Annotated in this window: 11 protein-coding genes; 3 read left to right on the top strand and 8 right to left on the bottom strand. The window is 71.9% G+C overall.

Features of this window, described 5'->3' with window-relative positions; translation table 11 throughout:
• Positions 1 to 20 precede the first annotated feature (20 nt).
• Together ACZ592_RS28125 and ACZ592_RS28120 are read left to right on the top strand one after the other, a co-directional pair.
• A complete protein-coding gene (locus ACZ592_RS28125; RefSeq protein ID WP_471584809.1) occupies positions 21 to 815 on the top strand; it encodes an SDR family NAD(P)-dependent oxidoreductase in 795 nt (264 codons plus the stop codon).
• Positions 816 to 837: 22 nt separating this feature from the next.
• Positions 838 to 1755, top strand: coding sequence for an SDR family NAD(P)-dependent oxidoreductase (locus ACZ592_RS28120; protein WP_471584444.1), 918 nt, complete (start codon positions 838 to 840; stop codon positions 1753 to 1755).
• Here ACZ592_RS28120 and ACZ592_RS28115 read toward each other — a convergent pair.
• Positions 1740 to 2261, bottom strand: a complete 522-nt coding sequence (locus ACZ592_RS28115) for a DUF4240 domain-containing protein (RefSeq protein WP_471584808.1) — start codon at positions 2259 to 2261, stop codon at positions 1740 to 1742. The two genes, ACZ592_RS28120 and ACZ592_RS28115, sit on opposite strands and share 16 nt — an antisense overlap.
• Positions 2262 to 2395: 134 nt before the next feature.
• Between ACZ592_RS28115 and ACZ592_RS28110 the strand changes: the two genes are divergently transcribed.
• Positions 2396 to 3322, top strand: a complete 927-nt coding sequence (locus ACZ592_RS28110) for an SDR family oxidoreductase (protein WP_471584443.1) — start codon at positions 2396 to 2398, stop codon at positions 3320 to 3322.
• A 6-nt stretch (positions 3323 to 3328) separates the two neighbouring features.
• Here the strand turns inward: ACZ592_RS28110 and ACZ592_RS28105 are convergent, their stop codons facing one another.
• The 7 genes from ACZ592_RS28105 to ACZ592_RS28075 all read right to left on the bottom strand — a co-directional run bounded on the left by ACZ592_RS28105 (position 3329) and on the right by ACZ592_RS28075 (position 14178).
• On the bottom strand, positions 3329 to 4306 hold the full coding sequence (locus ACZ592_RS28105; RefSeq protein ID WP_471584442.1) for a helix-turn-helix transcriptional regulator: 978 nt from the start codon (positions 4304 to 4306) through the stop codon (positions 3329 to 3331).
• Between the two features lie 93 nt (positions 4307 to 4399).
• Entirely contained in the window at positions 4400 to 7105 is a 2706-nt protein-coding gene (gene aceE, locus ACZ592_RS28100; protein WP_471584441.1) for a pyruvate dehydrogenase (acetyl-transferring), homodimeric type, read from the bottom strand.
• Positions 7106 to 7392: 287 nt separating this feature from the next.
• Positions 7393 to 8016: a GntR family transcriptional regulator gene (locus ACZ592_RS28095; protein ID WP_471584440.1), complete on the bottom strand. Its 624-nt coding sequence runs from the start codon at positions 8014 to 8016 to the stop codon at positions 7393 to 7395.
• A gap of 135 nt (positions 8017 to 8151) precedes the next feature.
• Positions 8152 to 9951 carry a 2-oxoglutarate dehydrogenase, E2 component, dihydrolipoamide succinyltransferase gene (gene sucB, locus ACZ592_RS28090; protein WP_471584439.1) on the bottom strand — a complete coding sequence of 600 codons (1800 nt, stop codon included), beginning with the start codon at positions 9949 to 9951 and terminating at the stop codon, positions 8152 to 8154.
• Positions 9952 to 10017: 66 nt separating this feature from the next.
• Positions 10018 to 11406, bottom strand: a complete 1389-nt coding sequence (gene lpdA, locus ACZ592_RS28085; RefSeq protein ID WP_471584438.1) for a dihydrolipoyl dehydrogenase — start codon at positions 11404 to 11406, stop codon at positions 10018 to 10020.
• A 296-nt stretch (positions 11407 to 11702) separates the two neighbouring features.
• A complete protein-coding gene (locus ACZ592_RS28080; RefSeq protein WP_471584437.1) occupies positions 11703 to 13250 on the bottom strand; it encodes a leucyl aminopeptidase in 1548 nt (515 codons plus the stop codon).
• 145 nt (positions 13251 to 13395) lie between these two features.
• Entirely contained in the window at positions 13396 to 14178 is a 783-nt protein-coding gene (locus tag ACZ592_RS28075; RefSeq protein ID WP_471584436.1) for an adenosylcobinamide-GDP ribazoletransferase, read from the bottom strand.
• Positions 14179 to 14263: the final 85 nt, after the last annotated feature.

Genomic DNA, 14263 nt, shown 5'->3' with positions numbered 1-14263 from the left:
GAGAGAACGCCATGAGCGCCATGCAGACCCTGAACCGTTACGAGGGGCGCCGCGCCCTGGTCACCGGCGGCGGCTCCGGCATCGGCCAGGCGACCGTGCTGCGCATGCTGGCCGAGGGCGGCCGGGTCGTCGCCGCCGACGTCAGCGAGGACGGCCTGACGGACACCGTCGCCAAGGCGGGCGCCGCCGCGGACCGCCTCACCACCGTGGCCGTGAACATCGCCGACGAGGCCTCGGTCCGCGCGGGCGTCGCCGCCGCCACCGCCGCGCTCGGCGGCCTGGACGTCCTCGTGAACGCCGCGGGCATCCTGCGCTCCTCGCACACCCACGCGACCACCCTCGACGCCTTCAACCAGGTCATAGGCGTCAACCTCACCGGCACGTTCCTGATGATCCGTGAGGCGATCCCTGCGCTGCTCGCGGGCAACGGCTCGGCCGTCGTCAACTTCAGCTCCACCTCCGCGATGTTCGCCCACCCGTACATGGCGGCGTACGCGGCCAGCAAGGGCGGCATCCAGTCCATGACGCACGCCCTCGCCGCCGAGTACGGCAAGCAGGGCATCCGCTTCACCGCCGTGCAGCCCGGCTCCATCTCCTCCGGCATGACCGACGGCTCCGGCGCCAGCCGCCGGAGCGTGGGCCCCGGTCTGCCCGAGGACGCCGACATGAGCCTCTTCGTGAAGCTCGCGCCCGCGCTCGGCCAGGGCTTCGCCGGCCCCGAGACCGTCGCCTCCGTCGTCGCGATGCTCGCCTCGGACGACGGCCGGTTCATCACCGGCACCGAGGTCCGCATCGACGGCGGCACCCACTTCTGAGCCGCGGGAAGGCACGCACCCCATGAGCACCGCAGCAGAGACCTTCGGCGGCAGGGTCGCCGTCATCACCGGGGCGTCCGCGGGGATCGGCGAGGGCCTCGCCCGGCACGCCGCCGCCCTCGGCATGCGGCTCGTCCTCGCCGACGTCGCGGCCGAGCGGCTCGCGGCCCTCGCGGACGAGCTGGCCCGGGGTGGCGCCGAGGTCGAGGCCGTCCCCACCGACGTCGCGGACCCGGCCTCCGTCGACGCGCTCGCCGACCGGGCCCACGAGCGGTTCGGCGGGGTCGACCTGCTCGTCAACAACGCGGGGATCATGGCGATGGGCTACTCCTGGGAGATCCCGGCCGAGCGCTGGGACGCCGTCCTGCGCGTCAACGTCGGCGGCTGCGTCAACGGCATCCGTTCCTTCGTGCCACGCCTCTTGGAGCGCGGCACCAAGGCGTGGATCGTCAACATCTCCTCCGTCGGCGGCCTCTTCCCGAGCCCCCTGATGGCGCCGTACAGCGTCACCAAGTTCGGCACGCTCGCGCTCACCGAGGCGCTCGCCCACGAGCTGCGGATGAAGCGGGCCGACATCCAGGTCTCCGTGGTCCTGCCGGACTCCGTGCGCAGCGAGATCTTCGCGGCGGCCCGGCCGGGCGACGGCACCCCGCCCGAGGTCGCGGGCTTCCACGCGCGGCTCCAGGCGCGGTCCGACACCCAGGGCATCAGCGCGCAGGAGCACGCCCGCCGCTGCTTCGAGCAGATCGCCGAGGGGCGGTACTGGGTCACACCGCAGCCGGAGATGATCGACGCGGAGCTGCCCCCGCGTACCGAGATGATCATGAGCCGCACGGACCCGGCACCGGCGGGAGGATCCGCCGCACCGACGGAAGGCCCCGGCGCACCGGCGGAAGAACCCGCCGCACCGGCTCAGGGGCCCGCTCAGTCCGCCATGTAGCGGTCCCAGAGCTTCGGGTAGCGCCGGGCCATGGCCGTGTCGTCCTCGAAGTCGATCGCGGTGCCCTCGGGTTCGGCCGGGGCGGGCGGCAGGCCCAGGTCCGGCGCGACGACCCCGGTGAGCTGCTCGTACGCCTCGTCCGCGGCGTAGCCGAGTTCCTCGCCGTCCCCGTCGAGCTCCTCGTCGAAGTCGTCCAGGAGGTCGGCGAGCGCGTCGGGATCGTGCACCGCGCCCTCGAAGACCTCCCGGCCCTGGCCGATCAGCCAGCACCGGAAGTACTCGAAGGCGTCGTCGCCCGCCCCGCCGAGCAGCACCCAGGCCGCGCCCCACAGATCCCAGCGGAAGGCGCGGTTGTAGCGGGACTCGAAGTGACGGGCGAAGTCGAGGACGGAGTCCGGGTCGGACTGCACCAGTCTCTCGACGAGCAGCTCGGCGTGGTCCTCGGGGTCACCACCGGCGGCCTCGCGGGTGCGGTCCACGATCTCCCAGAACTCCGTCTCGTCCATCACGGGTCCAGCATCGGTCCTGCGGGGTGGGGGCGCACGCGGAGTGCGCCGGAATGCGGCTGTCTCGTTATGCGTGCACATGCCGATGGAAAAACCGACAGGGGTTGTCGGGATTCGGTGGAAGGCTCACCGGCATGGAGACCACCCACAAGCTGACCGGAAAGATCGCCCTCGTCGCGGGCGCCACCCGCGGCGCGGGCCGCGCCATGGCCGTGGAGCTCGGCCGCGCAGGAGCCACCGTGTACGTGACGGGCCGCACCACCCGCGCGCACACCAGCGAGATCGGCCGCAGCTCCGAGACCGTCGAGGGGACCGCCGAACTGGTCGACGAGGCGGGCGGCACGGGCATCGCCGTGCCCACCGACCACCTGGAGCCCGAGCAGGTCGAGGCCCTCGTCGAGCGGATCGACCGCGAGCAGGGCCGCCTGGACATCCTCGTCAACGACATCTGGGGCGGCGACCAGCACGTCGAGTGGGACAAGAAGATGTGGGAGCACGACCTCGACAAGGGGCTGCGGATCCTGCGCCTCGGCATGGAGACCCACATCATCACCAGCCGGTACGCGCTGCCGCTCCTGATCAGGAACCGCGGCGGCCTGGTCGTCGAGGTCACCGACGGCACCGAGGAGTACAACCGCGCCAACTACCGCAAGCCCTTCTACTACGACCTGGCGAAGGCGGCCCCGCTGCGGATGGCCCACGACCTCGCCCAAGAGCTGGTGGAGTACGGCTGCACGGCGCTCTGTCTGACCCCCGGCTGGCTGCGCTCCGAGGCCATGCTCGACACCTACTTCAAGGTGACCGAGGAGAACTGGCTCGACGGCCGCGAGCAGAACCCGCACTTCGCGATCTCCGAGACACCCGCCTTCGTGGGCCGCGCCCTGGTCGCCCTCGCCGCCGACCCCGACGTGGCCCGCCACAACGGTGCCTCGCTCTCCAGCGGCGGACTCGCCAAGGAGTACGGCTTCACCGACGTGGACGGCTCCGCGCCGGACGCCTGGCGCTACCTCACGGAGGTCGACCAGGAGAGCGGGACGGCGGACGTCACCGGCTACCGGTAGCCGCGCCTACGGCGCGCCGTACAGCGCGGCCGCCCGCTCGGCGGCGTCGGCGAAGCGTGCGCGCAGACTCGGGGGCGCCAGGACCTCCGCCTCAGGGCCGAGCGCCAATAGCTGCGTGTACGCCACGTCCTCGTTCTCGACGGGCAGGGTCACCGTCACCCGCCCCTGTCCGTCGGGCTCGCCCGCCGACGCCATCGCCTCGCGCACGGCGGCGCCGTCAGTGGCGTGCGGCAGCCGGCGCACGCCCGACGGGGAGAGCCGCACCACGGCCTCGGCCCGCAGGATCGCCCGCGCGAACTGCTCGGCCCGCTCCTCCCAGAACCCCGGCAGGTCGAACTCCTCGTCCCGCGCGAAGCGTTCCTCGCCGGCCCGAACGGCCGTGAACCGGTCGATGCGGTAGACGCGGTACGTCCCGGAGTCGGGCACCCGCGCGCACAAGTACCAGACGCCCGCCTTCAGCACGAGGCCGTACGGCTCCAGCTCCCGCTCCACCTCGCTCTCCTCGCGGCGGTAGCGGGCCCGCACGGGCCGGTCGTCCCACACCGCGTCCGCGACGGCGGGCAGCAGCCCGGGGGCGGGCGTCTCCTGGAACCAGCCCGGCGCGTCCAGATGGAACCGCTGCGAGGCGCTCTGCGAGGCGTCCCGCAGCGAGGGCAGCAGCGCCGCCGACACCTTCAGACGGGCCGCCGACGCCGCGTCCGCGAGCCCCATCTCGCGCAGCGCGCCCGGCACCCCCGACAGGAACAGCGCCTCGGCCTCACTGCGGCCGAGCCCGGTCAGCCGGGTGCGGTAGCCGCCCACGAGGCGGTAGCCGCCGGTGCGGCCCCGGTCGGCGTAGACCGGCACGCCCGCCTCGGACAGCGCCTGCGCGTCCCGCGTGACGGTCCGCTCGGAGACCTCGAGCTCGGCGGCGAGTTCGGCGGCGGTCATGGAGGGCCGGGCCTGGAGCAGGAGCACCATCTTGATGAGACGAGCAGCGCGCATGCGTCCATGATGCCGCCGGGGCCACCGTGCACACACGGGTGCGGGCCCCCGCCGTCATCCGGCAGGGGCCCGCACACGTGTCGGTCGAAAGGCCTACAGGCCGTACTTGGCCCGCGCCTCCTTCACCGCGGAGGCGGGCACCTCGCCGCGGCGGGCGAGCTGCGCCAGCGCGGCGACGACGATCGACGGCGCGTCGACGCCGAAGTGGCGGCGCGCGGCCTCACGGGTGTCGGAGAGGCCGAAGCCGTCCGCGCCGAGCGAGGAGTAGTCCTGCTCGACCCACTGCGCGATCTGGTCGGGGACCTGGCGCATGTAGTCGGAGACGGCGAGCACGGGGCCCTGCGCACCGTCGAGCGCCTTGCGCACGAAGGGGATGCGCTCCTCGCCGCGCAGCAGCGCCTCGTCCGCCTCAAGGGCGTCGCGCCGCAGCTCGGTCCAGGACGTCGCGGACCACACATCGGCGGCCACGCCCCACTCCTCGGCGAGCATCTTCTGGGCCTGGAGGGTCCAGTGGATGGCCGTGCCCGAGCCGATGAGCTGGATCCGCGAGGCGTTGGCGGCGGGCGAGAGCCCGGCCGTCTCGGCCGTGTTGAAGCGGTACAGGCCCTTGACGATGCCCTCGTCCACACCCGCGGGCTTCGCGGGCTGCGGCATCGGCTCGTTGTAGACGGTCAGGTAGTAGAAGACGTTCTGGTCTTCACCCTCGTGGGCCTCGCCGTACATGCGGCGCAGACCCTCCTTGACGATCGCGGCGATCTCGTACGCGAACGCCGGGTCGTAGGAGAGCGCGGCGGGGTTGGTCGCGGCGATCACCGGCGAGTGACCGTCGGCGTGCTGCAGACCCTCACCGGTCAGCGTCGTACGGCCGGCCGTGGCGCCGACGAGGAAGCCGCGGCCGAGCTGGTCGCCGAGCTGCCACATCTGGTCGGCCGTGCGCTGCCAGCCGAACATCGAGTAGAAGATGTAGAAGGGGATCATCGCTTCGCCGTGCGTCGCGTACGACGACGACGCGGCGATGAAGTCCGCCATCGAACCGGCCTCGGTGATCCCCTCGTTGAGGATCTGGCCGTCCTTGGCCTCCTTGTAGTACATCAGCTGGTCGCGGTCGACCGGCTCGTACGTCTGGCCCTTGGGCGAGTAGATGCCGAGCGAGGGGAAGAGCGACTCCATGCCGAAGGTGCGCGCCTCGTCGGGGACGATCGGCACCCAGCGCTTGCCGGTCTCCTTGTCGCGCACGAGGTCCTTGACCAGACGTACGAAGGCCATGGTCGTCGCAACGTTCTGCGAGCCGGAGCCCTTGTCGAAGGAGGCGAACGCCTTGTCGGCGGGGGCGGGCAGCGGGGCCAGCGGCTGCGTGCGGCGGGCCGGGGCCGGGCCGCCGAGCGCGGCACGGCGCTCCTGGAGGTAGCGGACCTCGGGGGAGTCGGCGCCGGGGTGGCCGTAGGGCACCTGGCCGTCGACGAAGTCGCTGTCCGGGATGGGCAGCCCGAGCAGGTCGCGCATGTCCTTGAACTCGTCCACCGTGAGCTTCTTCATCTGGTGGTTGGCGTTCTTGGACTCGAAGCCCTTGCCGAGGGTGAAGCCCTTGACCGTCTGCGCGAGGATCACGGTCGGCGCGCCCTTGTGGGTGAGCGCCGCACGGTAGGCCGCGTAGACCTTGCGGGCCTCGTGGCCGCCGCGCGAGAGGTGGAAGCACTCGCTGATCTTGTCGTCGCTGAGCAGCTTCGCCAGCTCGGCGAGGGCGGGCTCGGCACCGAAGAAGTGCTCGCGGATGTAGGCGGCGTCACGCGTCGCGTACGTCTGGAACTGCGCGTCCGGCACCTCCCGCAGGCGACGGACCAGGGCGCCCGTGGTGTCGAGCTGGAACAGCTCGTCCCAGGCGTTGCCCCACATGACCTTGATGACGTTCCAGCCGGCGCCGCGGAACTGGGCCTCCAGCTCCTGCACCACGCGGAAGTTGGCGCGGACCGGGCCGTCGAGGCGCTGCAGGTTGCAGTTGATGACGTACGTGAGGTTGTCCAGACCCTCACGCGCGGCCAGTGCGAGGGCAGCGGTCGACTCGGGCTCGTCCATCTCGCCGTCACCGAGGAACGCCCACACGTGCGAGGCGGAGACGTCCTTGATGCCGCGGTTGGTGAGATACCGGTTGAAGCGCGCCTGGTAGATGGCGGAGAGCGGACCGAGTCCCATGGAGACGGTCGGGAACTCCCACAGCCAGGGCAGGCGGCGCGGGTGCGGGTAGGAGGGCAGGCCGTTGCCGCCGGCCTCCTGGCGGAAGTTGTCGAGCTGCGCCTCGTTCAGGCGGCCGTCGAGGAAGGCGCGGGCGTAGATGCCGGGGGAGGCGTGGCCCTGGATGTACAGCTGGTCACCGGAACCGGGCGACTCCTGGGATTCCTTGCCCTTGAAGAAGTGGTTGAAGCCCGTCTCGTACAGCCAGGCCGCGGACGCGAAGGTCGCGATGTGGCCGCCGACGCCGTGCTTGGAGCCGCGGCTGACCATGGCGGCCGCGTTCCAGCGGTTCCACGCCGTGATCTTCCGTTCCATCTCCTCGTCGCCGTCGATGGCCGGCTCGGCGGAGGTGGGGATGGTGTTGACGTAGTCGGTCTCGAGGAGCTTGGGCAGCGCCAGGCCCGCGCCCTCGGCGCGCTCCAGCGTGCGGCGCATCAGGTACGCGGCACGGTGCGGCCCGGCCGCCTGGGTGACGGCGTCCAAGGAGGCCTGCCATTCGGCGGTCTCCTCGGGGTCGCGGTCCGGGAGCTGGTCGAGCTCGCTCGGCTGGATTGCGGAGGGGTCGGTCATTGCGCCGCCTTCCTGAGTCGGAGGGGGTCCCCTGTTCGGTAAGGGGTGGGGGTGCCCGGTGCTTGGCAGGACAGGGCATGAGGCTCTGGTGTGAGCCCGTCGGAGACTCTAACTCCGTGATCGATGATCGATCAAAGGGTTGAAGGCGAAAACCTCTCAACACCGAGAAAGTAGGCATCCGGTGCCAGTAAAGCGGGCACGCGGTGCCTTCGATTTGAAGGGTTTACGCAGGTGAGGGCACGTATGGCGGCAAGCGCCCACGGATGAGCGCACCGCGTGCGCCGCCGTCAGGGCCGGGGCGCGCAGCCGAGGACGTGCGACTTGACCAGGTCCGCGATGGCCGGATCACGGCGGCGGAACGCCGAGACGAGGGCCTCGTGCTCCTCCGCGTACGACTGCTGGACCGTGCCCAGCCAGCGGATGGACAGCGCGGTGAAGACCTCGATGCCGAGGCCCTCCCAGGTGTGCAGGAGCACGGAGTTGTCGGCGGCGCGCACCAGTTCCCGGTGGAAGCCGACGGTGTGCCGCACCTGTGCCGTGCCGTCGGCGGCCCGGTCCGCCTCGTAGAGGGCCGCGACGTGCGGCTCCAGGGCCGAGCAGTCCCCGGCGAGCCGCTCCGCCGCGAGCTCCGCGGCGATCGCCTCGAGACCGGCGCGCACCGGGTAGCTCTCCTCCAGGTCGGCGGCCGTCAGGTTGCGTACGCGTACGCCCTTGTTGGGGGCCGACTCGATCAGCCGCAGCGTCTCCAGCTCGCGCAGCGCCTCGCGCACCGGCGTCTGGGAAACCTCCAGCTCCACCGCGATCCGGCGCTCCACGATGCGCTCGCCCGGCTTCCATCGCCCGCTGACGATCCCCTCCACGATGTGCTCGCGGATCTGTTCGCGCAGCGAGTGAACGACGGGCGCGGTCATGTGGGCTCCTCCGGCGGGGCAGCGCCCCAGGGCGTTGTGACCCCTAGACAATACGGCGACGCCCCCGTCCGGAAACCTCCGAACGGGGGCGTACGCGCTGATGAGACGAGTCTTACAGCTCCATGGGGGCTGTGACTACAGGCCGAGCTCGACCTCGAACTCGCCCGCCTCCAGGATCGCCTTGACCGCGGTCAGGTAACGGGCGGCGTCCGCGCCGTCCACCAGACGGTGGTCGTAGGAGAGCGACAGGTACGTCATGTCCCGCACGGCGATGGTCTCGCCGAGGTCGGGGTGGTTGATGACGACCGGGCGCTTCACGGTGGCACCGATGCCGAGGATCGCGGCCTGGTTCGGCGGCACGATGACCGTGTCGAACAGGGCACCGCGCGAACCGGTGTTGGAGATCGTGAAGGTGGCGCCGGACATGTCGTCCGGGGTGAGGCCACCGCCACGGGCCTTGCCGGCCAGCTCGGCGGTCTTCTTGGAGATGCCGGCGATGTTCAGGTCGCCCGCACCCTTGATGACCGGCGTCATCAGACCCTTCTCGGCGTCCACGGCGATGCCGATGTTCTCCGAGTCGAAGTACGTGATGGTGCCTTCGTCGTCGTTGATCCGGGCGTTGACGACCGGGTGGGCCTTCAGCGCCTGGGCGGCGGCCTTGACGAAGAACGGCATCGGGGAGAGCTTGACGCCCTCGCGGGCCGCGAAGGAGTCCTTCGCCTTGGCGCGCAGCTTCATCAGCTTGGTGATGTCGACCTCGACGACCGAGGTCAGCTGGGCCTGCGAGTGCAGCGCCTTCATCATGTTGTCGCCGATGACCTTGCGCATGCGGGTCATCTTGACGGTCTGGCCGCGCAGCGGCGAGACCTCCAGGGCCGGGGCCTTGGACGCGGCCGGAGCAGCGGCGGCGGCCGGGGCCGGGGCGGACTTCTTGGCCTCGGCGGCGGCGATGACGTCCTGCTTGCGGATGCGGCCGCCGACGCCGGAACCGGTGACCTCGGAGAGGTTCACCCCGTTCTCGGTCGCGAGCTTGCGGACCAGCGGGGTCACGTAGGCACCGTCGTCGGCCGGGGTGGCCTGGGCCGGGGCGGCGGGCGCGGCGGGCGCCGGCTGGGCGGCCGGAGCCGGAGCCGGAGCGGCGGGCGCGGGCTGGGCCGGGGCGGCGGGCTGAGCCGGAGCCGGGGCGGCCTCCTGCTTCGGGGCCTCCTGCTTCGGGGCCTCCTGCTTCGGGGCCTCCTGCTTCGGGGCCTCCTGCTTGGGGGCCTCCTGCTGCGCGGGGGCGGCCGGGGCCTCCTCCTTGGCAGGGGCGGGCGCGGCACCGGCCGCACCGACGACGGCGAGCTTGGCGCCGACCTCGGCGGTCTCGTCCTCGCCGACGACGATCTCGAGCAGCACGCCCGCGACCGGCGAGGGGATCTCGGTGTCGACCTTGTCCGTCGAGACCTCCAGGAGGGGCTCGTCGGCCGCGACCTCCTCGCCGACCTCCTTCAGCCAACGGGTGACGGTGCCCTCGGTGACGGACTCGCCGAGCGCGGGCAGGGTGACGTCGGTGCCCTCGGCGGAACCGCCGGACTGGGCCGGGGCCTGCTGCTGGGGGGCCTCCTGCTGCGGGGCCTCCTCCTGCTTGGGGGCCTCCTCGGCGGGGGCGGCCGGGGCCTCGGCCTGCGCCGGGGCGGCCGAGCCGCCCGCGTCGCCCGAGCCGTCGTCGATGACGGCGAGCTCGGCGCCGACCTCGACGGTCTCGTCCTCGGCGACCTTGATGGAGGCCAGGATGCCGGCGGCCGGCGAGGGGATCTCGGTGTCGACCTTGTCGGTCGACACCTCGAGCAGCGGCTCGTCGGCCTCGACGCGCTCGCCTTCGGCCTTCAGCCAACGGGTGACAGTGCCCTCGGTGACGCTCTCGCCGAGCGCCGGAAGGGATACGGAAACCGCCATGGTTTCAGTTGCTCCTTACAGAATTGCGGAAGTCTGGTCGTCTCGTCGCGCCCGAATGACCGAAGGTCAGTCGTGGGAGTGCAGCGGCTTGCCCGCCAGGGCGAGGTGGGCCTCGCCCAGCGCCTCGTTCTGCGTCGGGTGGGCGTGGATGAGCTGGGCCACCTCGGCCGGCAGCGCTTCCCAGTTGTAGATCAGCTGGGCTTCGCCGACCTGCTCGCCCATGCGGTCGCCGACCATGTGGACGCCGACGACGGCACCGTCCTTGACCTGGACGAGCTTGATCTCGCCCGCGGTCTTGAGGATCTTGCTCTTGCCGTTGCCCGCGAGGTTGTACTTGAGGGCGACGACCTTGTCCGCGCCGTAGATCTCCTTGGCCTTGGCCTCGGTGATGCCCACGGAGGCGACCTCGGGGTGGCAGTACGTCACCTTCGGTACGCCGTCGTAGTCGACCGGGACGGTCTTCAGACCGGCCAGGCGCTCCGCGACCAGCATGCCCTCGGCGAAGCCGACGTGCGCGAGCTGGAGGGTCGGCACCAGGTCGCCCACGGCCGAGATCGTCGGGACGTTGGTCTGCATGTACTCGTCGACCAGGACGTAGCCGCGGTCCATGGCGACGCCCTGCTCCTCGTAGCCGAGGCCCTGGGAGACCGGGCCGCGGCCGATGGCGACCAGAAGCACCTCGGCCTCGAAGGTCTTGCCGTCGGCGAGGGTCACGCGGACGCCGTCCTGCGTGTACTCGGCCTTCTCGAAGAACGTGCCGAGGTTGAACTTGATGCCGCGCTTGCGGAAGGCGCGCTCAAGAAGCTTGGAGCTGTTCTCGTCCTCGACGGGCACGAGGTGCTTGAGGCCCTCGACGACCGTGACGTCGGCCCCGAAGGACTTCCAGGCCGAGGCGAACTCGACGCCGATGACGCCGCCGCCCAGGATGATCGCGGACTTCGGCACGCGGTCCAGGGTCAGGCCGTGGTCCGAGGAGATGATGCGGTTGCCGTCGATCTCCAGGCCCGGCAGCGACTTCGGCACGGAGCCGGTCGCCAGGAGCACGTGGCGGCCCTGGACGCGCCGGCCGTTCACGTCCACGGAGGTCGGCGACGAAAGCTTGCCCTCGCCCTCGATGTACGTCACCTTGCGGGAGGCCACCAGGCCCTGCAGGCCCTTGTAGAGGCCCGAGATCACGTCGTCCTTGTACTTGTGGACGGCCGCCATGTCGATGCCCTCGAAGGTGGCCTTCACGCCGAACTGGTCGGCCTCGCGCGCCTGGTCGGCGATCTCGCCGGCGTGCAGCAGCGCCTTCGTGGGGATGCAGCCGTTGTGCAGGCAGGTGCCGCCGAGCTTGTTCTTCTCGATCAGTGCGACGTCCAGGCCCAGCTGCGCTCCGCGCAGCGCCGCGGCGTAACCGCCGCTACCGCCGCCGAGGATCACTAGGTCGAAAACGGTGCTGGCGTCGTTCGCCACGTCACGTCCTCCATGCATGTGCGCCGTACGCCGGACCCCGTTCTCGGGGGACGACCGGTCGGTCGGCTGGTATTCGGCCGCTCTTGTTTCGGCCCTTTGGGGGGGGCCCTGTCCTGCCGGGAACCCATCTTCGCACTTGTCGGCGGGAGACGGGACGCCGGGCCAGGCTGTGAGACGTCGGATCGACCGTCTCGCGGGCCTACCTGTGCGTACGAACGTACGGATTTCGTCCAGGGCGAAATCGCGCCGGGCCCCGGACGCACAGGCGTCCGGGGCCCGGGATCAACGTACGCGAATCAGCCCAGGTCGCCCGATGCGGTGTGCTCGGCGAGCCGGACCAGGGTGCGGACGGCGGAGCCGGTGCCGCCCTTGGGCGTGTAACCGAACGGCGCGCCCTCGTGGAAGGCCGGGCCCGCGATGTCCAGGTGCGCCCAGGTGATGCCCTCGCCCACGAACTCCTTCAGGAAGAGGCCGGCCACCAGGCCGCCGCCCATGCGCTCGCCCATGTTGGCGATGTCGGCGGTGGGGGAGTCCATGCCCTTGCGCAGGTCGGCGGGGAGCGGCATCGGCCAGGAGGGCTCGCCGACCTCCTCGGCGATCTCGTGGACCGAGGTGCGGAAGGCGTCGTCGTTGGCCATGATGCCGAAGGTGCGGTTGCCCAGGGCCATCATCATGGCGCCGGTCAGCGTCGCCACGTCGACGATCGCGTCGGGCTTGTCCTCGGAGGCCTTGGCGATCGCGTCGGCCAGGACCAGGCGGCCCTCGGCGTCGGTGTTCAGGACCTCGACGGTCTTGCCGCTGTACATCCGCAGGACGTCGCCGGGGCGGGTCGCGGAGCCGGACGGCATGTTCTCGGCGAGCGCCAGCCAGCCGGTGACGTTCACCTCGAGGCCCAGGCGCGCGGCGGCGACGACGGCGGCGAAGACGGCCGCGGCACCGGCCATGTCGCACTTCATCGTCTCGTTGTGCCCGGCGGGCTTCAGCGAGATGCCGCCCGAGTCGTACGTGATGCCCTTGCCGACGTAGGCGAGGTGCTTCTTCGCCTTGGAGTGCGTGTACGAGAGCTTCACCAGGCGCGGCGGGGCGTCCGAGCCCGCGCCGACGCCGAGGATGCCGCCGTAGCCGCCCTTGGTGAGCGCCTTCTCGTCGAGCACCTGGATCTTGATGCCGTGTTCCTTGGCGGCGGCCGTGGCGACCGCGGCGAAGGCCTCGGGGTTGAGGTCGTTCGGCGGGGTGTTGACCAGGTCGCGGGCGCGGTTGAGCTCCTCGGCGACGGCGGTGGCGCGCTCGACGGCGGCCTTGTACGCCTTGTCGCGGGGCTTGCCGCCGAGCAGGGCCGCCTCGGCCAGCGGGGCCTTGGCGTCCTTGCCGTTCTTCTTGGCGGCCTTGGCGTCGCCCTGGTCCTTGTAGGCGTCGAAGGCGTAGGCGCCGAGCAGCACGCCCTCCGCGACGGCGCCGGCGCCGTCCACGTCCTCGACGGGCAGCGCGAACGCGGCCTTCTTGGCGCCGGTCAGGACGCGCGCTGCGGCACCGGCGGCACGGCGCAGCGTGTCCGTGCCGTACGTGTCGTCCTTCTCCGGGACCTCGCCGAGCCCGACCGCGATGACGACAGGGGCCTTGAATCCGGACGGCGCGGGAAGCTTCGTCACCTCACCCTCGCCGCCCGAGGCGCCGAGAGTCTCCAGGACGGACGCGAGCTTGCCGTCGTACGCCTTGTCCACGGCCTCGGCGCCGGAGGCGACGACCAGGCCCCCCTTGGATCCAGCGCCCTTCGCTACACCGACGACGATCGCGTCGGCACGCAGGCCGGTCGCGGCGGCGGTGCTGAGAGTCAGAGCAGTCACGGTGGTGAGGTCCTCTTTCAGTGAGTTTGACGGGCTGTGGGGTGGTGAGCCCGTCGCGAGCCTACGCCCGTGAGCGCTGCGGTGCGCCTCACTGTGTGTGTTCGGCGCGGTGTGCGGTACGCGGGGGATCCCGCGGACCGGGGCGTCAGCCGAGTGCGAGGACCACGAGCGAGGCGGTCGCCGCGGTCTCCGCGAGGCCGCCGAAGACGTCTCCGGTGACGCCGCCGAAGCGCCGTACGCAGTGCCGCAGCAGGAGTTCGGCGGCGCCGAGCGCGAGGACGACGGCCGCCGCGGACCGCACGATGGTGTCCGCGCCGAGCGGCGCGGACACGGCCGCGGCCCCGCACGCGACCACCACGGAGACGCCCAGCGCCCGGCCGCGCGGGACCACTCCGGCGACGGCGGCGCCGAGCCCCTCGGGGCGGGCCGGCGGCACTCCGGCGCGGGCGGCCAGGGTGAGGGCCAGGCGCGCGGTGGTCGCCGAGACGACGGCGGCGACGGCACCGTGGGCCCACGACGTCTCGTACAGCCGGCAGACCGCGGCGACCTGGGCGAGCAGGGCGAAGAGCAGGGTGATGACGCCGAAGGGGCCGATGTCGGACTGCTTCATGATGCGCAGCGCGTCGTCGGCCGGCTTGGCGCTGCCGAGGCCGTCGGCGGTGTCGGCGAGGCCGTCCAGGTGCAGGCCGCGGGTGAGGGCGGCGGGCACCGCGGCGGTCGCGACGGCGGCGAGCAGAGGGCCCGCGCCGAGCAGCGTCAGCGCGCCGCCCAGGCCCGCCGCGCAGAGGCCGATCACCAGACCGGCCAGGGGAGCGCACTGCATGCCGTCGCGCGCGGCATCGCGGTCCCAGCGCGTGACGCGGACGGGGAGCGCGGTCAGGGTCCCGAAGGCGAAACGTATGCCGTCGGCGGGGGAGGTTCTGGACACCGCGGCAGGCTACCCCGGGGGAACGTCCCGGCCTGCGCGTCACTCTTCGGGGACGGAGGATGGGCGCATGAACGACTGGTGGGCC

The sequence above is a fragment of the Streptomyces sp. NPDC040622 genome, from assembly GCF_055593965.1.
Note: the sequence above shows the minus strand (reverse complement) of the source record. Positions and strands in the feature narration are given on the sequence as shown.